This is a genomic window from Aquimarina aggregata, assembly GCF_001632745.1.
In the GTDB taxonomy this organism is placed as follows: Bacteria; Bacteroidota; Bacteroidia; order Flavobacteriales; family Flavobacteriaceae; genus Aquimarina; species Aquimarina aggregata.
Genome location: NZ_LQRT01000013.1, coordinates 314379 through 337591, shown reverse-complemented (window position 1 = coordinate 337591; position 23213 = coordinate 314379). Strand labels below are relative to the sequence as shown.

Here is a 23213-nt window from a genome sequence, read left to right as displayed (position 1 = left end):
GATTTAATTTATAGCTCTGATTATAACAACAAAAAAAAGGCTTGTCGTGATTTGACAAGCCTTAGATATGTTTACTTAACATAATAACAGGAGCTATCTCACGACGTTTTCGTTTTGAGATAACCACCACCAATTATTTGTTAAGATTGTTTTCATTATTTTTTTATTGGTTCAAATATATAAATTAATTTATAATTTGAAAACATAAAAAATTACATTTTTAAATTTACAGCTAATTCAAACTCATCGCTGATTGCTTTATCCCCTAAATTGTCAAAGAAACTTCCTGATCCATATTTAATGTCGTATTTAGTTCTGTCTACCTTAAGAGTTGTAGAAGCAGTATCGCCATTAACAGCTAAATCAAACTCGATAGGGTTTGTTTTTCCTTTTATGGTTAAATCTCCAGCAATTTTATACCCTTTTTCTGTTTTTTTAGCTTTAGTGACTTTTAGTTTTGCTGTTTTATGATTGGCAGTACTAAAGAAATCATCAGAACTTAAATGCCCTTCAAGTTTTTCTTTTCCTTTTCCAGCTTCAAGATCTGTTACTTGTAGAGAAGTCATATCAACTGTAAACTCTCCACTTGTTATTTTATCTCCGTCGAAGACTAAAAAACCATCAGATAAATTTAATGTTCCTTTATGTTCTCCGGTAACTTTTTTTCCTGTCCAATTTATTTTGCTTTCTGAGGTTTTAATTGCTTTTTTTTGCGCAAAAGTTGAAGCAGAAGTAATAATCGCAATAGCTAAGATTAGTGATTTAAGTCTAGTTTTCATTGTTTTTAAATTTGAATAGTTAATTTTAATTTGTAGTTCTTATTTTATTTAATAGTTCGTTTAAATGCAATAATTCTTTTTCGGATAGATGAGCGGTAGTTCTATTTTCAAAAGCATCCATTATAGGACTAATTTTATTTAGAAACTCTTTTCCATTTTTAGTGATTGTAATTTCTACTTTTCTTCTATTTGAAGGACAAGTAGTTCTTTCTACATACGTTTTGGTAATAAGTTTATCAACCAATCGAGTAGTGTTACTCATTTTACTAACCATTCTTTCTTGTATAGTAGAAAGATTTGCCGGTTTTCCTTTTTGACCGTTTAGTATTCTAAGTACGTTAAATTGTTGAAGAGAGATATCATGTGCTTTAAGCTCAAGGTTTATTTTATCCATGATCCAATGTTCAGTATATAATAAATTTACTATTACTTTTCTAGAAAGAGGAAGCTCTACTTCGGTTTTTATAATGTTTTCTATTTTCAATTGTCTGTACAATATTTGTATATACAAATGTATGAAATGATTTGTTTTATAAATTATAAAGAGATACTAATTCTTTGTTAAAGTTGAATTTTAACTGTGGTTAAATAGTATTATTGCCTCAATAAAAGTATAGTAGTCCAGTGGGGTATTTGTAAGAAATTCTGAAAATTTTTAGATATAATATAGAAACCCTGTTAATTTTCTTTCGCATAATTAGCGATTTTAATAAATTAGAAGCATGTCGAGATTAATTTTATATGCGATATTAATAATATTCTTTACAAATTGTAAAGGAGAACAGAACATAGCACTTGATGCTACAGATGTATACAAGAGCAAAGGGGTAGAAATACCAACATATGATTTTGAAAGTTTTGAGCCCTTATTAAAAATTGATGATGGTAAAACAAGAGTAATTAATTTTTGGGCCACTTGGTGCAAGCCTTGTGTAGCAGAATTACCATATTTTGAATTAATTAATAGTAGGTATCCGGATAATGAAGTAGAAGTTATTTTAGTGAGTTTGGATTTACCAAAACAGGTAGAATCAAAACTCATTCCATTTGTTAAAAAACAAAAAATAGAAAGTAGAGTTTTGCTATTAGACGATCCTGATGCAAACAGTTGGATACCTAAAGTAAATAAAAATTGGTCTGGTTCTATCCCAGCTACTATTATTTATAAAGGAAATAATGTTAACTTTTATGAAAGATCATTTACATATAGTGATTTGGAAAAAGAGTTAAAAAAAATGTTATAAATAAAAACATAAATACAAACACTTAAACGGTAGATATGAAAACTTTAAAAATTCTTGTTGGAGTAGCTTTTGTAATCGCTATAAGTGCTTTTGCAATTGATAAGGTTTCTGATTCAAAAGCTAAAGGAGGATATGTAATAGGAGATATTGCTACAGATTTTGAATTAAAAAACATAGACAATACTTTGGTTTCATTAAAAAATTATGAAAATGCCAAAGGGTTCATTGTAATCTTTACATGTAATCATTGTCCATATTCGGTAGCATACGAAGATAGGATTGTAGCATTGGATAAGATGTATAAGGATAAAGGATATCCAGTAATCGCTATAAATCCAAATAATCCAAAAGCGTATCCAGATGATAGTTTTGATAATATGAAAATAAGGGCTAAAGAAAAAGGATTTACTTTTCCTTATTTATTTGATGACGGACAAAATATTTACCCTCAATATGGTGCAACCAAAACGCCTCATGTTTATATTTTAGAAAAAACTACCAAAGGAAATATTGTACGTTATATAGGTGCCATAGATAATAATTATAAAGATCCTACAGCTGCGAATGAAAAGTATGTAGAAAACGCTGTAAATGCATTGTTAAAAGGAGAAAAAGTTCCTGTAGAAATTACAAAAGCAATTGGTTGTAGTATCAAGGCATAGTGCACTGATAGTACAAGGATTTTTTAGATAAAAGATTTACATTGTGCGTAGATTTGATAAAGGACTCTTATATTTGTAAGGAATATAGAATAAAGTAGTCCAAGTTTAGTATAATATATTTTATAAATGGCACAAGATATCACCCAAGAAGAATGGCAAGAGCTTATTAGTAAAGATGATAATGCAGTTATTTTAGATGTAAGAACAGAAGAAGAGGTAGAAGATGGATTTATTCCAGATATGCTTAATATCGATATTCGTTTAGGGCAAGGTTTTCTGGATGAAATTGAAAAACTCGATAAATCCAAAAGTTATTATGTTTACTGTCGATCTGGAGCACGTAGTGCTCAAGCTTGTACATTAATGAACCAAATGGGATTCGAAACCACATATAATTTAGTAGGTGGTTTTATGAATTGGGATGGAGAGGTTGCCGAATAACCAATAGTATATGAAATTTACTCCCCTTGTATTAGTAGTTTTTCTTTCTTTAGCATTATTCAATTGTAAAAATATAGAAAGTAGCGATACTGTAGAACTTATTACAGTAGAAGATATGGATTCATTGTTAAAGATGGGAAAAGTACAACTTGTTGATGTTCGTACTCCTGCAGAATACGCAGATGGTCATATCGAAGGTGCTGTGAATATTGATTTTAATGATGATAATTTTGAAGATCGTATAGCAAATGTGGATAAATCAAAACCTGTTGCAGTATATTGTGGTCGAGGCGGTCGTAGTGGTCGATGCTCTGCTTATATGAAAAAAGCAGGGTTTACAAAAATTTATGATCTTGACGGTGGTATTACTGAGTGGAAATTTAATGGTAAAAAAATAGTAAAATAACTACATAGAAAATATTACAAATAAAAAAAGCTTCTTGTGTAAAGAAGCTTTTTTTATTTGTAATCTCTAGATTATAAAAACAATTTTGAATAATTCAGTCTGAGAAATAGAAATACAGGTTAAAATATGTTATGAATTGTTATTTGCAAACAAAATACATTGTTTCATTGTTTTAGCTATTGTTGGATAATCTAAGTTTTCCTCTTTGTTTTTAATCATTAGATTTGACCCAATACCAATACAGTAGGCCCCTGCTGTAAACCATTTTTTAATATTACTTTCTTCAATAGTAACTCCACCACTGGGCATAATATTAGTCCATGGACATGGGGCTTTTATGCTTTTTATAAAATTTGGTCCTCCTATTTGACTAGCAGGGAAAATTTTTACAATTTCAGCACCCAATTCTTCGGCGTAATTAATTTCTGATAAAGTAGCACAACCAGGAATCCATGCTATTTTTCTTCGGTTACAAACTTTAGCTATTTCAGAATTTAAAATGGGAGAGACGATAAAATTTGCACCACTTTGAATAAAGAGAGATGCGGTACCCGGATCTACTATAGAACCAATACCTATAATCATCTCTGGGAGCTCTATATTTGACCATTTTATTAATTCAGAAAAAAGTTCATGTGCATGATCACCTCGATTGGTAAATTCGAATACCCTTGCTCCACCATCGTAACAAGCTCTTATAACTTGCTTAGCAATTTTAAGATCGCTATGATAAAAAAGAGGGATGATTTTAATCTTCCCCATGGTTTGGACTACTTCAATTCTAGTGTATTGTGACATGTTATCTATTTATTCTTCCTGTTAAACTTCCATTCATAACTAATTCTATTTCTTTCTCAAGAACTAGATTAGCATCACCTTCTATTGTATGTTTTAAAGCACAAGCTGCATTTGCAAATTTTAAAGCTTTTTTATCATTAAAATGTAATAATCCATGTATAAGTCCAGCAGCGTATGCATCACCTGTTCCAATCCTATCAATTATGTGGGTTATTTCTAGCTGTTCAGTTTCAAAGAAATTTGCTCCATCCCACATTCTAGATTTAATTTTATGCCAATTTGCATTTGTAGAGATTCTCGTTTTATCAAAGATCTTTTTTAAATTGGGAAAAGTATGTAGTAGGTGTTTACTACCTTCTATAAATCCAGTAGTGTTATTTTTAAAATTGGTGTTTAATAGTTCATTAATTTCGTTTGGACCGCCAATAAAAATATCAGATAATTCAATAAGTTCATTTAATACTTCTTGAGGTTTAGCACCGTATTTCCATAGATCTTTTCTATATGCGGGATCTGCTGATACCATAATGTTTTTATTCTTTGCGGTTTGTAGAGCAACTTTTAAACTTTGATAGGCTTGTTTTGATAAAGCAGGAGTAATTCCTGTCCAATGAAACCAATCACAAACATCCAATGCTGCATTCCAATTTATATGATTAGGATCCATCATAGAAAATGAAGAATTGGATCTATTATAAGAAATCGTACTAGGCCTCATTACAGCTCCAGTCTCTAAAAAATATAAACCTAAAGGATAGCCCGAGTTGGTAACTAAACTGGTGTCTACTCCATATTGATTTAAAAAACTTTTTGCTGCATGGCCTATAAAATCTTCAGAAACAACAGAAACATGTTTTACATCATTTCCTAGTTGTGCTAATGATATCGCCACGTTTACTTCGGTACCTCCAAAATAATATTCTAACGTATTAGACTGTATCATTTTTTTATTTCCTATTGGAGAGATTCGCATTAAGATCTCACCGAAAGTTATAATTTTTTTCATGTTTAATTTGTTGGATAAAACTTGATTACCCAAAGTAAAAGTGTAATACATTAGAAAGCTTATATGTAATTGTTGTATCCATTTATTTTTCTAGTTTAAATTACTTTGTTTCTTTAAAAGTTTATATTATCTAAACACTCACTATTAAATAAGTTCATCAATGATTATATACAAATGTTAAGCAAAATTGTTTAATATTTCTTTGGGGAAGAAGGCTTTGAACATTTGCTTTACCCATATAAAGTGATGACGAATTATAGCATAGTGAGTGTTAAAGTTAGTTTTAATCTATTATGAAATTAATTCTTAACGATTTTCAACGTATTTTGATTTCTACTTGTGCTAACTTTTAAGAAATAAATTCCTTTTGGTAAATCCTTTATATCAAGTTTATGGTTTTGATCTAATTTCTTACTAAAGAGTTTAGATCCTTTAATATCATACATTTGAATATTATGTTCTTGGTTATTACTTAATCCTTCAATAAAAATTATATTAGAAGCTGGGTTTGGGTAAACACTTAAGTTATTTAAAACTTGATTTTTACCCGAAATAGCTCGAGAATTTATTTTTGTTAATGTGATTTTATCTAGATTCCATTGCCATGTATTTGCTCCAGATGCAACAATTCTAATTTTATGCGCCCCAGAAGATAGGTCAACAGTTCCTCCGTTAAGTGTTGTATAATTACCCCAACTTCCATTATTAGGTACATTGGTTGTTGTTATTAGTGCATCATCTACTACTAATTGAATTTGGGCATTATTGCTTGGTGTAGAAATAAGATGTTTAACAGAATAAGTCCCTGCGCTTATAACATCAATATTATATTCGGCCCAATCGTTAGTGTTGACATAATTGATATTAGCAGAAGTTTTGTTTACTCCTAAACCAGGTCCGCCTGCAAATGCATCATTAAAGGATCCACCAGTATTAATAAAGTCTTCTGCTTCTATTATAATATCATCTACGGTAGGATTACTCGTAACCGTCACAGTAGCTGTAGTTGTAAATCCACCATCAGTAGTTTTAAGAGTAATAGTTGTGGTACCATTTCCAATAGCGGTTAAAACACCACTTTGATTCACGGTAGCTACAGAAGTGTTACTTGAAGTAAAAGTCATAGTTTTTACAGAAGCGTTTGCAGGAAGTACAGCACCTGTTAAGTTACCTGTTTGGCCTATGGTTAAAGACAAATTACGAGGAGATACTGTTACTCCCGTTGCTGCAACAGTATTTGTAGATGGAATAGGTTTGTATACACGCAACCAATCTACTTTCATGGTGTTTCTTGCTGGATCATTTAACTGGGCATCAGTTGGAGTCCGACCAGCTAAGACATGCCAATCTTGAGATTCTACATTAATAATAATATCCATTTCTTTTGTAAACCCATTTCCTCCCTGATAATTAAAAGGGTCAATAACGCTTACAGAAGATGTATTACTAGCCGCTTGTAAGGTTTGAAATGAATAACTACTACCAGTAGCATATTGCACTGCTAATTGAAATCCATCACTAGCAGTATCAAGAGTTCCGTTGGTCATGGTTGGATAGGTATAATACCAAGTGCCATTTCTTTTTGTAGCAAATGCTTTATCGTATAAAACTCTTACTAATTCACCATCAACATAATATTCGAAATGAAAAGGACTAATCCAGTTTACACCAATACGTACATATCTTCTGTTACCATTGTTCCATGACCATTCGCCCCAATTGTTAACGTCTGATCTGCTCCACCAACTATTTCTATCTCTTGGTTGATAGTCTGTAAATGGGTTGCGAACAAAAGAATGATGACTTAAATGAATAAATTCAGAAAAAAAAGCATTGCCCTGTTCGTCTCCACCATAACATTCTATTATGTCAATTTCTTGAGTATCATCTGGGCTCAATAACCAAACATCTGAAGCTAATACAATATCGGCTACACTAACATTTGCTTCAACATATACCGGAAATTTTACTCGAGTATTTGATGTTATACATCCCGCATTAACTCCTGGTACTCCCAGTTTTGCGGTACTTGGATTTCTAGAGGCTCGAAGTACCAAATCACTTCCGTTAACCGATACGTGATTATGCTGCCAGTAAGTGGTTCCAGGACCATCCCATGCATTATGATAGAAGTTGTACCATTTATTACTTCCGAAGTTTGAACGTTGATTCGTTTCATTAAAAATATAATTAAAACTATCTGAAGGCCCTTCTTGAAGTTTCCAAGTTTTGCCTTGACCTGCATTGGCAGGGACAGAAATTCCGTTCCAATCTTGCGCTTGTAGTTGGAAAATGACCAAGCAAAACGCAATTAATAATGTTTGTGTTTTCATATAAAATGATTTGTGTTAGATATAGTTTTATTGATTTTTAAATAATCTTGGGGTTCTTAATTTTTGATAATTTTTAAAGTAGTTTGGTTTCTTTTACTAATGACTTTCAAGAAATAGATACCTCTAGATAAACTCTCTACATCTATAGAGTGATCATCATTTAATTTTATATCTGGATATTTTGTTCCTTTTGCGTCATAAACTTGAATAGTAGTGTTACTATTTGTACGAAGTCCTTGAATATAAATTTTACCAGATGATGGATTTGGGTACAGTTTTAAGTATTGAGATGTTGAAGCTATCGTTTTACCAGAAAATGTTGATCCCGTAGTTAATGTGATTTTGTCAAGATTCCACTGCCAAGTAGTTACACTAGAGGCTATAATTTTTATTGTATGAGTGCCAGCAGTTAGATTTATTGTACCTCCAGTTAATGCAGTATAATTATCCCAGGCACCGTTATTTGGAACATTAGTAGTAGATGCGATAGTATTATCGATAAATAATTGAATCTGAGCTCCTGAACTTGGAGTAGAAATTAAATATTCTACATCGTAAGTTCCGGGTGTAGTAACGTTTAAAGTGTATTCTGCCCAATCCCCATTATTCACGTAATTGATGTTAGTAGGAGTTTTGTTTACGCCAAGACCTGGACCACCAGCAAAACTATCATTAAAAGTGCCTCCAGTATTTACAAAATCCTCTGCCTCGATTACAATTACGTCACCTGTGGGAGGAGTGTTATTAACAGTAACATTGGTAGAAGAAGTAAATCCGCCGTCGACAGTCGTTACTGTTATAATTGCATTACCATTGGCATTAGCGGTTATTGTACCATTAGTATCTACAGTTGCGATTGCTGCATTATTAGTGCTCCATATTACACTTTTATTAGTTGCATTGGCAGGAGAAATAGTGGCATTAATTGTGGATGTCTGTCCTTGGTTTAGAATAATAGTATTCGGAGAAACATTAACTCCTGTAACAGCAATAGGATCGGGATCGGTATTACCTTGATCTGATCTACCTGGTTTTTTAGAGAAATCCCATGTTAATAAATTAACTATGTTAACTTCTCCAACATGTTGAAAATCCACAACAATAGTGTTATTTGTTTGCACCAAACTTGCCGGAACTGGAATTTCTAAAGCTCCAAACCATTTTGACCTATTTTGAGTTTCTCCTCTCCAATCAAAAGGAGTTTCTACTTCAACCCCATTAAAAGTTAATTTATTAATAGATAAGAATCCATTCTCGGTTTGAGGTGCATCAAAAAGAGTAACGGTCATTTTTATCATCGCTTCAGCCTTGTCTGCATCAACAGGTAGTGTAACGTTATTTACAAAAAATGTATTATCTCCATTATTAATAGCTACTCTCTGATTGTTACTAACAGGTTCTCCGTAAAATTTGTTTTCTACTGAAGTTTGATTGATAGCAACCGCATTAGGTAATGTATATTTTAATACCATAGTTGCTTCTGGTCTCAACGTAACTGATGATGGAATATTAGTAGTAGTAGTATCATCTAAAACAATATTTCTAACTCCTTCTAAATAAAGATGTTTTATACGAACACTTGTTGGATTATTATCATTATCCTCAAATAAATTCAAATTAATAGTTGTATTTTGTTCTTGGAGGTTATTCAAAATTAAGTATACTTCATTACCATCAATGTAACTATCTACTTGGATATCAGGATCTGAAGATTTGGTATCAACTCTTGTTCCATCAACATTATCCCATAGTTCGTACCATTTTACAAGCTCACTATATTCCCAAACACCATCACCGTCATCATCACGTAAAGTTTTATAATGATATACGACTTCTGGTATACCATCACCATTATTATCGATATCTCTAAACTGTGCTTTTAATAAGTGAAAAGGCATTGATAATTCGATGTAATCAGGTCTTTCTAAAAACTGCATCATCATTGCACTAAATGGCTTTAGGTTTTCCCAGTCAAATCGGGTATCGTGTGGCATTGGATCCCATGAATTAGCAACTGCTCCATATTCAGAAATAATAACAGGTTTTCTATTATTTTTCCCATTTATAAATACATCATACCATTCTAACATTTCTAAAGTAGCTTCTACATGCCCACCTGATCTTCTTTGTCCTCCTTGATTCTGATATTGGGGCCAATCATAAAAGTGTACCGAATAAAAATCCATATTATCACCAGCTCTGTCAATAAATTCTTTCCAAATTACATCCCATTGGTACCATGGTGTATCTCTTGGATGATTAAATAATGGCGTATCCACCTGGCCTCTTGCATATGCTTTAGCTACTTCATCTGCTGCTGTATTTCCATAAAAGCCATCTACATAATTAGCTGTTGCAAAACGAGAAATACCATCACCTCTAAATAGATCATGTAATCCCCAAGTCATACCTCCAATTTTAGGAGCACGATTACCTAATTTTTGTTTAATACCTTGAGCTACCAAGTTGTGGTACTCTATAATATCCTCCCAACTTGACATCATAAATTGCCCAGTGTTTAAAGGAAAATCAGGTTCGTTTATTACTTCCCAGTATTCTGGCATAACAACACCTTCTTGACTAGCGGTCTCAACAAAAAACTCTTCTAGATATTGAACCATCCAAGCTGCAGAAGTTTCTATATCTTGAGGAATCCAGGTGAAACCATTTTCTCTTCCCCATGTAGATCCATTTAATCCATTTTCAAAATAAGAAAGTGTTGGATAAGTGGGATGTGGGTTAGTCCCCATTATTGTACCTCTAGATTGCTCGTTCTTATATTTAAGCAAACCTCTGTCTGTTATTCTTTGCTGATACTCACCTTGCCAAAAATCTAATAATACAGATAAACTATCAGGATCATGATGTTGTCTGTTATTTTCATCTTCTGGTGAGAATTGATGTAAAAAAGATGCAACACCGTTATCACGACCTAACTGTACATCTAGATCTTCAAACAAGCGTTCAGCTTTATCTAATTCTCCTTCCCATGCGTTTTCATAAAGACTGGAGTGCATGGTAATATGCCTTTCTCTTCCAAAATCGGATATTCCTCCTACAGAATGTTTGATGTTTAGATTTACATCTACTTCGACATTTTGGGCTCTGTTTACCAGGGGGTAGAGTAAAATAAGAGCAATTATTAAATAATGATTCATTGTTTTCATGTTGAATACGTTTTTTGTGTTTATATAATTTATAGAGTTAATACACGATTGTGTGATATAAAATCAGAATGTAAAAGCAATGAGTTTTTTACAAACTAGTTGATCATATATCGTAAGCTTGAGAGTTCAAAAAAGAAATCTTTTAGCTCTATTTTTAATTATTAAACAGCTAAAACCAAATGAAATTTGTACTAACACGCTTTTAGTTCTAATCATAAAAGGGAGGGGGTGATTTATATCAAACCACTATTTGTAAAATAGATCAAAGCGAAAACGATTAGCTTAAAAATATAGTCTCAAAAAGAATAGTTAAGGTGTTGTTTTAAGTAGAATTCAGAGACTTTTTCTTTGGTTATAAGTGTTTTAAGAGTGTTCTTGTGTTGCTTGGTTAATGCGTATGTTATGTTTTAAGTATTTTTAGGTAGTACATTGGTTATTACTAGAATTTATAATGAAAAATTAATGCTTAAAAAAGAGGTTACTTGTCTTAAAAAATGGTTATCCTAAACAACCTCTTTTTAAGCATTAGAATTGACTAAAAAAACAACTAACTAAGGTCTTATCGTAACTTCGCTAACAAATAAATCGTCCATAAAAATTCGGATAGGTGCATCATTAAATTCGTTATAACCTCGAATAAGAAATTGTTTATCTTCAGTTTCTGTAGCGGTTACGATTATTGATTTGTATACCCATTGGTTTAATGGAAAATCAGATGTAAATTCTGGACTTGGCCCTACAGAGAAATTAGTAGCAGGAATCCAATATAGTCTTAAATCTGGGTTAGCTAGACCATCAGGAGTATTTCCTAGATTTTCAACAAAAGTCCAAATTCCGATTTCATAAGTTGTACCAGTTTCTAAGGGGAACGATCCAGAATCATGTGCTATAATCATGCCTCCATTGGCTTGCATGTCTACAATTCCGCTTCGATTTCCTGTTCTGGCTTTATCAAAAGCGATAGAGAAATCATATAATTCCCAAATTCCTCCCCAAAATTGGTATGGCCAATTAGAATCATCGGTAGAATTTTCAAAACTAAAGTCTACAGTTGTGGTCTCTAAAATATTGGTTCCTTGTTCAAACGAACTCATAGGAATATCGGTAAAACTGTTTGCTTGAACACCATCTGCCGTAAATAAAGATCCTGCGACGTATGATACAGTTACTACATCATCAATATAGACTGAATCTCCATCTAAAGTAATATCCAAAATATTACGTTGTGTAGGGTTTATAGTTACACTACGAATGACAGCTGGTATTGTAGTAGTTCCATTTTGAATAGTAAGAGAGAAATTAGCTTTATTTATTGTAGTTTCATCCATTTCTCGGCTAAACTCTAGAGCTAATCTACCATCTCTTTTTCCTTTAATCTCGTCGAGAGATACAGGGTCGGTAGAAGGAACAACTTTAATTAAGTTTGAAAAATTAATTTGATCTTCTCCAAAAGGACGTCTTGTGCTAGCCTCAACCTTTAGGTCGTATGTACCAACTCTTTTGTAAGTAACATCAATTTCTGACGCTCCTGTAGAGCTTTCAGGATCACCTCCATCTAAAGTCCAGTTGATATCTTCGGGTTCCCCGATTGTTTCAAAACTATATCGAATTGATCTACTTGCAATTACTTCATTTTGGGTATTGTCAGCAATCGTCAAAGCGGCTCCCAGACTACCATCTGGATTAATGTAATTGGCTTTTAGATTAATTTTAATGGGTTCAAGAACACGCACAACAATAGTGGTATCTAATTCTTTTCCTCGTTGTTCTCCATTAACAAAAGCACTTTCTTCAAAAGTCTGATTTAGAACTACGTTATGTTCTCCTACTTTAGAGAAGATTGTTTTCACGATATCCTCATTAGACTCTTTTATCGTGGTGACATCATCAGGAAAAGTCCACTTTCTTGAAATGACACCAGTAGAAACGTCTGCAAAAGTTAAACTTGTGCCAAGTCTAATCTGATTATCCTGATTTTGTTCTGATGTAAAAATCAATCTTTGGCTTGGTACATCTGTATCGACGTCATCATTATCACAACCAATAATGGTAATAAGAATGATAATCAACGGACTGACAATTTTTAATATTTTTTTCATTTCTTTCTTTTTTAATTACCAATTTGATCGTTTGTTTGCAACTCTGTAGCAGGTATTGGAAAATAGTCATGTAAAGTAGCGTTGTAGTTTTGACTAGCCTGACCAAAGTCTGGTCTTACTTTTTCTCTTATAAATAGGGGAGCAACACCAGCACCTGCAACATCTAATGCGGCAAAATTGGTAGGATCAAGTCTCCATAATTCATCTTGTAGTAATTCATTGAGTACATTTTGTACAATGCCCCAGCGTACTAAATCTTTCCAACGATGTCCCTCAAAACATAGTTCTAGAGGTCTTTCTACTCTTCTTAGATGAGTTCTTACACTTTCTACAGATAAAGAAGCAAAAGATCGAGGTCTAGATCTTACTTGTTCGCTAATATGAAACTCAGGAATACCGCCATCATTATCAATGTATTGTCTTAATGTTATTACACCAGCTCTTCTTCTTACTCTATCGATAAATTCTATTGCGGTATCTACATCACCATTTGCTTCTAAAACGGCTTCGGCGTACATAAGAAATATGTCTGCTAATCGTATATGTCTAAAATTAATATCAGAACGATTATTTCCATCTTCATTGGATAGATGATACCAATTAGAATATTTTTTTGCATACGAACTTTGACCAAAAACCCAACCTGGTTTTTCTCCTATCGGAAGACCATAGTATAATTCATCACCATTAATGGGTACTATGCTGGCACCCATTCTTTTGGATTGCGTATTTATGTCATTTATGGGGTTTGTGGGATCAATTTCATCTCTAACAAATAGTTCATGCAAGTAATAGGTGGGAAGTACAACATTAAATGCACCAAATTGAAGTTGTCCCATTGATCGGGCTATAGCATTTGCTTCGGCCCCTGTTTCAAAACTATTGTCATCGACCACAGAACCATCTGCACCTGGATTAAATTCTATAGAGTAAGGAGTCTCTAAAATAGATTCAGAGTTGAACTCTGTAAGGTGAGAGAAATTGTCTAAATTATTTGGAGTTAAACTGTAGATGTTTGAATCGATAACCTCTCTAAATTGTGTTGCTGCTAGGTTCCAATCTTTATTATATAAATGAACTTTACCTAATAAAGCCGTTGCAGCTCCCCAAGTTACTCGTCCTTTTTGTGAATCCGGCCATGCCTGTGGAAGATTACTTTTTGCAAACATAAGATCTGGTAAAATTACCTGATTTGTAACCTCTTCTATAGAACTAAATGGTGCAGAAAAATCTTCACTATTTTGTGGCACATCAATTCTGATGACTCCACCACCATAGGTATGAGCAATCTGAAAATAGTAAAATGCTCTTAAAAATCTGGCTTGAGCTTCTATAGATTGTTTTTGATCGGCATCTTGAAAAACACCTCCATTGATTTGTAGTTGACTTAAAACCTGATTGGCTCTAAATATACCAATGTATAATTCATTCCATTTATCAACTACTTGCTCGCTTACATCACTAAAGTCAATTTTGGCAAACTCGATTTGTCTGTAGAAATCTTCTGTTCCTGCTTCATCACCAAGAAGCATTTCGAACTGTAGTCCTGAACCACTAATGCCTTGAAATTGTAAAGCGGCATAGACAGTATTAAGGGCAGAATTGAAATGTTCTGTTGTTCTCCAGAATGTATCCTCTGTAATAGCATTAGGATTATCAACCTCTAATGCTTCTTCACCACATCCACTTACGACTAATATAATTGATAGTGTAATCAGGATTTTTTTTAGTTGTTTTTTTATTTTCATGATTTGTAATTTTATTTTTTTAAAAACCGAATTCTACCCCAAATAGGAACCTTCTTGTAACAGGATAAGACAATGCATCTACACCTCTTGTGAAAATACCATCACCTCCGATTTCTGGATCAAACCCTGTATACTCTGTAAATGTAAATGGGTTTTGTGCAGTGGCATAGATTCTTAGTTTAGTAATGAATTCGGGTAGAGAAGCATCTGGGATAGAATATCCTAATGTTATATTTCTTATTCGTAAATAAGTTCCATCTTCGAGAAAAAAATCAGATCTAGCTCTCGTACTAGAAGTAACAAGGCCACTTCTTCTTGCGGGTATATCAGAATCAGTATTTTGAGGAGACCATTGATTAAATTGCTCTAAATGTCTACCATATACATATGCTGCAAGACGCGCTCCATTATATACTTCTGCGCCATAGGATAGATAGTTTTGGATAAAAAGGTCAAAACCTTTAAAGTCAAAACTTATATTCAAGCCAGCTTCAAATTCTGCTTGCCCGGAACCCGCATATGTTCTGTCATTTTCATTGATTACCCCATCTCCTGAATCGGCAATACCATCATTATTTGAATCTATAGTTGGTTGATCTACATATTGTATGTCTCCTAATCTAGCCGTTGGTACAAGTTGCTGATAAGCAGTTAATTGTTCTTGCGTTTTTATTACTCCAGCATTTTGGAGTAAAAAGAATGCACCTGCTTCAAAACCTTCTGCTAAAAACGTTGTATTATCTGCGTTTCCAATTGTTGCTAGTGGGCGACCTCCAGAAAACCCTCTTCTTGTGCCATTTAGATCTGTTACTTCGTTGTTGTTTTTAGTGAAAGTTCCTGATACATTCCATTTTAAACCAAATTTGGTCTCATCTTTATAACTAATAGATAGTTCAATACCTTTGTTGGTAAGATTTCCAGCATTAGTAACTCTACTTCTAAAAGTATTGTCTCTGGGAGTGTTAGTACCAGCTGAAGGAGGCAATTGCTCTTCTAACAATAAATCTTCTCGGTCATTCTGATAATAGTCTGCTACTATACTTAGTCTATTGTTGAACATTGATAAATCAATTCCTATGTTTTTGGAAATTTTTGTTTCCCATTTAATATTAGGATCTACAAATCGTCTTCCTATTTGCCCAAAAACTAACTCATCGCCAATAATAAAGTTAGCTCCAGATTCGATTCGAGGAGTAAATAAGAATGATGGGATAGATTGATTTCCTACTTCTGCCCAACTTGCTCTAAATTTTAGGTTATTAATTATATCAATATTCGCATTTTTAAAAAAAGCTTCTTCACTCACATTCCATCCTACAGATACACCGAAAAAATCCCCAAACCTATTAACAGGCGCAAATTTAGAAGAACCATCTCTTCTATAACTTCCCGAAATAAGGTAACGATCATTATAATTATATTGTATTCTGGTCAAAAGGCCTGAGAGTTTGTTTTTGTCATCAAAACCACTTGGTTTTATAGCTTCTTCTCCAGCACCTAAAACATCAGTATCATTACTTTGTAAACCAATAACTCCTGTATTGACAGTTTTAGAATCGAATTGTTCAAAAGAGGTTAATGCTAATAGCTTAATATTATGTTTTCCAAAATTTTTATTGTAATTCAAAGAGTTTTCGATCGTACTTCTTTGTGAAAAAATAAAACTCTCTTGTAGTATAGCATCCTCACGAGACGCTCCAGGAACAAAATTACCTTCGACATTAAATAATAAATATTGTGGTCTAAAGAATTTACGTCTAAAGTTAAAGGTATTTCTACCCAGATTAGCGCGGTATGTAAGGCCATCTATGACTTCATAATCTAAACTAAAAGCAACATTCGAACTTCTTATTTTTCTATCATCTCTATTGTTTAACTCTCTAGTTAGGAAACTTAACAATTCTGGTTGCCCTGTTCCAACTCCTAATTGTACTCGTCCGTCTACAGGAACAATATCACTAACTGGAGGTTGAAAAGGTTTCTGTGCAATTGCTTGTTCTAATAAAGCAAAAGGTTCTTGTTTTCTTAGCTCATCGGTAATACCAATACTAGAGAATATTTTTAGTCTATTTTTCTTGTATTCACCAGTGATTCTTGTAGTAAGTCTATTAAAACCTGAATTTTCTAAGACTCCTTCCTGATCAAAATAGGCACTATTTAGGTTTAGTGTTAAATCGTTAATTCCACCAGAAACATTAATATTGTGATTTTGAATTAAGGCATTATTGTTCTGTACATCACCTACAAAATCACTATCAAAATCTAAAGCATTTGGATTTAAAAAAAGGGTGTTATTCACTGTCCCTTCCACATCATTTATTATTTGATCAGAAAAAAACTGTTGAGAGGTATTCATTAATGGAACTCCAGATGTAATATTTTGAACTGCTACATAAGTAGAATAGTTCACTCTCATTTGTCCTTTTTTACCTTTCTTAGTAGTTATTAGTATGACTCCGTTAGCGGCTCTAGTACCATAAACAGCGGCAGACGCTCCATCTTTTAAAACATCGATGGATTCAATCTGTTCAGGAGCAATATTTGGATTTCCTTGAAAAGGGACACCATCTACCACAAATAGCGGACCCAAAGATCCCGGACTAAGAGATCCAACACCTCTAATCTGAATATTCGCGGATTCACCAGGTCTACCATTACTAGCTTGAATATTAACCCCTGCTATTTGACCTTGTAAAGCTTCTCCCAAATCAGAAACTGGTGCTTTGGAGATTATTTCAGAACTTACATTACTTACTGCTCCAGTAACTTCAATTTTTCTTTGTGTTCCATAACCCACAATTACAACTTGTTCAAGTTGTTCACTAGACTCTTGTAAAGAAATATTAATTGTGTTTTGTTCCCCAACTATAATCGATTGTTTTTCAAAACCAACAGACGAAAAGAGTAAAGTTTCTCCTTTTGCAGCTTGGATTGAGTAATTGCCATCAAAATCTGATACAGTTCCTCTATTTGTTCCTTCTACTAATATGTTTACTCCCAGTATAGGAATATTACCATCTGTTATTGTTCCTGTAATATTTACTTTTTCTTGTGCTTTTGTAACAGTAGATATAATTAAAAAAGTAAATATCCATAACAGATGATATTTTCTTTCAAAAACGGTTTTCTTTTTTTTCATAAATAAAGTAGCTTAATAAAAATCAATGTGTTTTGCAGATTTCTAATGTTTTTAATATTCCTATAAAGAAATCTTCAAAACAAACATATTAATCTTAATTTTTTAACAAAAAGAAACGTACTAGACAAAAACTAGACGATGCGTTTTTAGTTATTATAAATCATTTAAATAATTGATAGTGAGTTATTTGATTTGATTTTAACGATTCAGTAAATTTTGCTTTGTCGATTGCGTTTTACTGTTTTTTTAATTTAATATAAATATGGGATAGCAGTTAAAAATAAAACTGATTGTAAAAATGTTATTAAATAAGTCTTCTAAAATCTACGCTTTTTTAGAAAATCAATAGGTTCGGGATAAGAATTTGATTTGTACTTTTTAGGGTTCAAAATTATCTTAGTTTAGATATCTTAATACCTTACTTTTAATTAAAAATTAAGAATTTATCTATACAATTTTAAAATCGTACTACACTGGTTGTAATGAAAATTTGAAATGGTCAATAAGCCAATAGAAAATTAAAAACGGAAAATTTTATTCATGTATTTGAAACGTTTAAGGCCCGACCCAAAAGACCTTTAATTGTAGTAAACAATGTAATTTAAGTAATAAAGTAATTATATAGTGTTATTTACATAATCTGTTTAGTTTTTGTCTAGTATCATTTTAAAGACTAAAAACATAGGAGCTTTAATTTTACCAAACATAAAAGAGTTAACTCTTTTGTTTTTTTAAAACCAAAATAGATTTTATAGTAGTACAATTTTAGAGTTTGTTATATAATACTTAAAAAGTTTCTTATTGAAAGAGCTTTTTTAATGTTTGATTACTAATAAAACTAACAAATACTTCTCGAAATCTAGTGTTTCAATATTTTTTTTAAAATTTTAATTACTATGAAAATGAAAGTATTTTTCTTAATTATCCTTATCAGTACATTTACGAACTCTTGTTCCAATGATAGTTCTGATGTACAGGGTATAGAAGTCGAAAATCCAGATCCAGATTCAACACCCTTAGATCCAGATAGCGTAGGGACAGATTGGGAAGGTTTAGTTGTGCCACCAACAGCAGGAGAGGGAAAAATCTGGAAATTACAGAAAGATTTGTCGGATAGTTTTAATTATTCTTTTACTGGAACACCAACTGAGGAAACATTTGGGGATAAATGGACAAATTTTTATCATAACAATTGGGAGGGACCAGGGCCTACAAAATGGGTTAGAGAAAATGTATCAGTTACGAATGAAGAGCTTCAGATAAAAGCAACGAGAAATGCCGGAGAAATGAAGTCATTTGAAGTTGATTGTAATACAGATGGTGTAGCAGAAACTTGGACTTTACCAACTACACGAGCAGGATGTATTACTTCTACCCGTAGAGTTAAATACCCTGTATATGTAGAAGCACGAGTTAGAGTAGCTAATGCTGTAACTGCATCAGATGTTTGGTTATTGAGTCCTGATGACACCCAAGAAATTGACATTATTGAAGCGTATGGGGGAAAAGGTGAGGATAATCGTAATGTATGGTTAGCAGAACGGGTACACTTAAGTCATCACACTTTTATTCGTGAACCTTTTCAGGATTATCAACCTGCCGATATAGGAACTTGGTGGCGTAAAGATGGGATTGATCAATGGGGAGGTAAATGGGTACGTGTAGGAGTATATTGGAGAGATCCAAAACACCTTGAGTATTATATTGATGGTATACATGTAAGAACATTATCTGACAAAGCTTTTGCTAGTAGAGATGTTAATGGTAATTGGCAATATAGCTATCCCAAACCTCTAGAAGGAGGTAAAATTCCTAGAGATGCAAACGGATTTCAAGCTGTAAATGTTGCAAGTAGTCTAGAAGAAGCAAATACTTTGTCAACAACAAGTGTAATAGATCCATTAGATCATTTAAAAAATAATATGAATTTAGATAAAGAGATGGATATTATTATTAATGTTGAGGATCAGAATTGGAATGCCTGCAATGGACGTACGCCAAAAGATTCTGAATTACAAAATGTAGATAATCATACCTTTAAAGTAGATTGGATTCGTATATATAAACCAATTGATAAAAATTAACTTTATTAAATAAACAATATAAAAATAGCCTTGTATTTTTGTGGGATACAAGGCTATTTTTTACTTTTTAGTATTTTATAAAATTTGGTCATCAAAAATGAACATAGTACAATGAGTAACCCAATTACACTTAAGAAACTTGCAAATTTATCTAATTTTTCGATTTCTACAGTTTCTAAAGCTTTAGCGGATAGCCCCGAAATAAGTTCAAAGACTAAAGAAAAAGTAAAAAAATTAGCCAAATTATATAATTACACCCCCAATTTATTGGCTAAGAATTTGAAAGAAAGAAAGACTAGAACTATCGGTGTAATAATCCCGAATATCTTAGCTCATTTTTTTGCTAAAGTTTTGGTAGGTATAGAAAAAGAAGCTGTGAAACATGGTTATAATATAATTACATGTATATCAGATGAATCTTATGAAAAGGAGGTTAAGAGTATACAAATGTTAGCAAGTGGTAGTGTGGATGGGTTTATTATTTCTGTTTCTAAAGGAACCTATTTAAACAAAAATTATGAACATTTAACGGCAGCAATCGCTAAAAACCTTCCTGTTTTGTTGTTTGATCGTATTACCGACAAAGTAACGTGTGATAAAGTTGTTATTAATGATTTTGAATCTTCATATAATGCGACTAAAAAAATGATTGATTCTGGTTGTAAAAACGTAATATTTGTTTCTCCTATTAACAATACTAGTGTTGGTGTTGAAAGAGTACGAGGGTATCATAAAGCTTTAGAAGATTGTCAAATGCCAACAATATCTGCAGAGATATTGATCATAGAGGATTATAAAAAATTCTCAAATAGTTTTAACACGTATATTGAAAATAATAAAATAGATGGAGTTTTAGCAGCAGATGAACTTTCTGCGATTTACACAATGAATTTAGTAATTGGTAAAGGTTTAAAGGTGCCAGAAGATGTTTCAATAATAGGTTTTACCGATGGCATACTTTCAGAAAATAGTAATCCACCACTTACTACGATTGATCAACATGGCATAGAATTAGGTGAAGTTGCAACAAAAAAAATGATTGAAAGATTACAAAAGGAAGACTATACAAAAGATTATGAAACTATTACCGTAAATACAACATTAATAAAGCGCGGTTCATCTGCTATTAATTTATAATCCTTTTGTGCCATACTCTCTATTAGACTAAAAGAAATTCAGTTTTTATTGCATCCCATTTCCAATTGCTATAACAACTACGCCAATAATCATAGCTGTAAGTCCAAGATAAAGAAATACTTTAGGTTTGGAACTTGTTTTATTCCATTCTCCAGTTAGTAAGCCAGTAATAATGGCCACAGCAACGCATGACGTATTAAAAATGGCATACCCAACTGTATTACCAGAAGAACCAAGGGTATAGGCAGCAAAAGCGAATGTTCCCGAAGCTGCAAAATTTAACAAAGCCATTATAAACGTAAAGATTAGGTTTTTGCTGGTATGAACAGAACTAAAGTTACCCCATAATTTTTTTGAGCTTAATTGATATATGAAATAGGGAATAACAAAAAAACCTCCTGATACATATATGACAATCATAATCATTACAGCAGTTGCCCATTCTGGATTGCCTGCCTGTTGACAAGCTTCATGCAGGTATGGTCTACCAAATGCATTAGCATAACTAAATCCAGTAGCTAATAATCCTCCAGCTACGGCAATTATGATACCTATAATCATAGATGAATTTTTATGCTTACCAATACTTTGAATTTCTTTACCCTCATTTTGTCTAAGAATTCCTGCTTTTCCATTAAAGAATACACCTATCAATACAATTATGATTCCTATCAATATTATACTAAATACATTGGTAGGAGGTAGACCTTCCACCAGAAAAGGTAATAATGACCCTACTAGGATTACGGTTCCTATAAATATAGAGAACCCTAAGGATAAACCTATATGATTAATTGCTTTACCCCACATCATTGCACCTACTCCCCAAAGAACACTAGCAAAAACCATTTTCCATAAAATATCAGAGGGAATATTGACCACAATACTATCGAACCCTTTAACAAATAAGAATCCGGCTAGTATTGGAATTATAAACATATTTATAAAAAACATCATACCCCAGGTATTTTCAAATTCATAACCTTTGGTATATTTTTCGGGCAAGGCATATAAACCTAGCATAAGACCTGCAATAATGGCAATTAAAACTCCTAAAATCATAATGTTTAATGTTATTTAGATAAAGTGTGAAAGTTGTTTGTTTCAATTATTAAATTGTGTAAAACTTAAAGACAGTTTTACTAGTGTAGGGTTCTCCCGGATAAGTTATAGTTTTAGGAGCATCATCAAGATTGGGACCATTAGGATATCTATGGGTTTCACAGCAAAATGCTTTATATTTTCCGTATTGATCGCCATTTTCTCTTTGTAAATTATCTGAAGTAAAATATCCTGAATAGAAAAGCATTCCGGGTTCGGTTGTTAGAACATCCATTGCTCGACCACTTCCTGAATGTTTAATTGAGGCTACTTTTTTTAACAAAAAATCTTGTTCGAATAAAAAATAAGTATCAAAACCAGTTTCTGTATGTTGCAGAGCGTCACTAAATAATTTCTCATTTCTAAAATCTTCTGGTCTACCTTTAACTTCCTTTTCTTTTCCTTGAGGCACACCTTTATCATCTCCCACAAGAAATGAATTAGAATTAATAGTCACATTGTGATCGTGAATAGTTTCTTTGAAGCCAGATAAATTAAAATAAGAATGATTAGTTAATGAAATGGGAGTGGCTTTGTCGGTTTCAGCATGATATGAAATTATCAATTCATTTTCATTAGTAAGCGTGAACTTCGTTTTTACCTCTACATTTCCAGGGTATCCTTCTTCCATATCTGGACTATGGATAGCTAAGGTTAAAGAGATTTCGTTTTCAAGCTCTACAATTTCGTCTACTTGCCACATACGTCGGTCAAACCCTTGAATTCCGCCATGTAAATGATTCCCTCTATCATTTCCTACCAAACTATATTCTTTACCTCCTAGAGTAAATTTCCCTTCGTGTATTCGTGAGGCATACCTTCCTATTGTTCCTCCAAAATAAGGTGCATTATTTTTGTATTCTTCAGAAAAATAACCTTCAATATTCTCAAAACCACAAGTAATCTCTGTAGAGTTTCCCTCGTTATCTGGAGTACTGATAGATGTGATGGTACCTCCATAATCTGTTATTTTAACCACTACATCATTATGATTAGATAATTCATATAAAGAAACTTTAGCTTTCCCGATGTTTCCAAAATTTGTTTTTATTATTTTCATAATTAATGT

General features: G+C 32.6%; 17 protein-coding genes. 6 read left to right on the top strand and 11 right to left on the bottom strand.

What is annotated here, in order from left to right; genetic code table 11:
* Positions 1-212: 212 nt before the first annotated feature.
* Both AWE51_RS12780 and AWE51_RS12775 read right to left on the bottom strand, forming a co-directional pair.
* On the bottom strand, positions 213-779 hold the full coding sequence (locus AWE51_RS12780; RefSeq protein ID WP_066314044.1) for a YceI family protein: 567 nt from the start codon (positions 777-779) through the stop codon (positions 213-215).
* Positions 780-804: 25 nt separating this feature from the next.
* The gene (locus AWE51_RS12775; protein WP_066314042.1) at positions 805-1263 is read right to left on the bottom strand and encodes a MarR family winged helix-turn-helix transcriptional regulator; all 459 of its coding nucleotides are present in this window, start codon (positions 1261-1263) and stop codon (positions 805-807) included.
* 238 nt (positions 1264-1501) lie between these two features.
* On the opposite strand from AWE51_RS12775, the gene AWE51_RS12770 reads away from it, so the two are divergent.
* The 4 genes from AWE51_RS12770 (at position 1502) to AWE51_RS12755 (ending at position 3532) form a co-directional block, all read left to right on the top strand.
* Positions 1502-2023, top strand: a complete 522-nt coding sequence (locus tag AWE51_RS12770) for a TlpA family protein disulfide reductase (RefSeq protein WP_066314040.1) — start codon at positions 1502-1504, stop codon at positions 2021-2023.
* Between the two features lie 35 nt (positions 2024-2058).
* Positions 2059-2685, top strand: a complete 627-nt coding sequence (locus AWE51_RS12765; protein ID WP_066314039.1) for a thioredoxin family protein — start codon at positions 2059-2061, stop codon at positions 2683-2685.
* A 126-nt stretch (positions 2686-2811) separates the two neighbouring features.
* On the top strand, positions 2812-3126 hold the full coding sequence (locus tag AWE51_RS12760) for a rhodanese-like domain-containing protein (RefSeq protein ID WP_066314038.1): 315 nt from the start codon (positions 2812-2814) through the stop codon (positions 3124-3126).
* A gap of 10 nt (positions 3127-3136) precedes the next feature.
* Entirely contained in the window at positions 3137-3532 is a 396-nt protein-coding gene (locus AWE51_RS12755) for a rhodanese-like domain-containing protein (RefSeq protein ID WP_066314036.1), read from the top strand.
* Positions 3533-3661: 129 nt separating this feature from the next.
* Here AWE51_RS12755 and AWE51_RS12750 read toward each other — a convergent pair whose 3' ends face one another.
* From AWE51_RS12750 to AWE51_RS12720, 7 genes are all read right to left on the bottom strand, one after another.
* A complete protein-coding gene (locus AWE51_RS12750; RefSeq protein ID WP_066314035.1) occupies positions 3662-4330 on the bottom strand; it encodes a bifunctional 4-hydroxy-2-oxoglutarate aldolase/2-dehydro-3-deoxy-phosphogluconate aldolase in 669 nt (222 codons plus the stop codon).
* 1 nt (position 4331) lies between these two features.
* Positions 4332-5336, bottom strand: a complete 1005-nt coding sequence (locus tag AWE51_RS12745) for a sugar kinase (protein WP_066314032.1) — start codon at positions 5334-5336, stop codon at positions 4332-4334.
* Positions 5337-5635: 299 nt separating this feature from the next.
* Entirely contained in the window at positions 5636-7669 is a 2034-nt protein-coding gene (locus tag AWE51_RS12740; protein WP_066314031.1) for a carbohydrate-binding protein, read from the bottom strand.
* Positions 7670-7725: 56 nt separating this feature from the next.
* Positions 7726-10836 carry a carbohydrate-binding protein gene (locus AWE51_RS12735; RefSeq protein ID WP_066314029.1) on the bottom strand — a complete coding sequence of 1037 codons (3111 nt, stop codon included), beginning with the start codon at positions 10834-10836 and terminating at the stop codon, positions 7726-7728.
* A 551-nt stretch (positions 10837-11387) separates the two neighbouring features.
* Entirely contained in the window at positions 11388-12935 is a 1548-nt protein-coding gene (locus AWE51_RS12730) for a hypothetical protein (protein WP_066314027.1), read from the bottom strand.
* Positions 12936-12946: 11 nt separating this feature from the next.
* Positions 12947-14683 carry a RagB/SusD family nutrient uptake outer membrane protein gene (locus tag AWE51_RS12725; protein ID WP_066314026.1) on the bottom strand — a complete coding sequence of 579 codons (1737 nt, stop codon included), beginning with the start codon at positions 14681-14683 and terminating at the stop codon, positions 12947-12949.
* Between the two features lie 19 nt (positions 14684-14702).
* Complete coding sequence (locus tag AWE51_RS12720; RefSeq protein WP_066314025.1) at positions 14703-17822, bottom strand: SusC/RagA family TonB-linked outer membrane protein; 3120 nt, start codon at positions 17820-17822, stop codon at positions 14703-14705.
* An 896-nt stretch (positions 17823-18718) separates the two neighbouring features.
* Between AWE51_RS12720 and AWE51_RS12715 the strand changes: the two genes are divergently transcribed.
* Entirely contained in the window at positions 18719-19906 is a 1188-nt protein-coding gene (locus tag AWE51_RS12715; protein WP_066314023.1) for a LamG domain-containing protein, read from the top strand.
* Positions 19907-20017: 111 nt separating this feature from the next.
* The gene (locus AWE51_RS12710; protein WP_066314022.1) at positions 20018-21043 is read left to right on the top strand and encodes a LacI family DNA-binding transcriptional regulator; all 1026 of its coding nucleotides are present in this window, start codon (positions 20018-20020) and stop codon (positions 21041-21043) included.
* Positions 21044-21088: 45 nt separating this feature from the next.
* Here AWE51_RS12710 and AWE51_RS12705 read toward each other — a convergent pair whose 3' ends face one another.
* Both AWE51_RS12705 and AWE51_RS12700 read right to left on the bottom strand, forming a co-directional pair.
* Positions 21089-22105, bottom strand: coding sequence for an L-rhamnose/proton symporter RhaT (locus tag AWE51_RS12705; RefSeq protein WP_066314021.1), 1017 nt, complete (start codon positions 22103-22105; stop codon positions 21089-21091).
* Positions 22106-22154: 49 nt separating this feature from the next.
* Positions 22155-23204, bottom strand: a complete 1050-nt coding sequence (locus AWE51_RS12700) for an aldose epimerase family protein (protein WP_066314017.1) — start codon at positions 23202-23204, stop codon at positions 22155-22157.
* Positions 23205-23213: the final 9 nt, after the last annotated feature.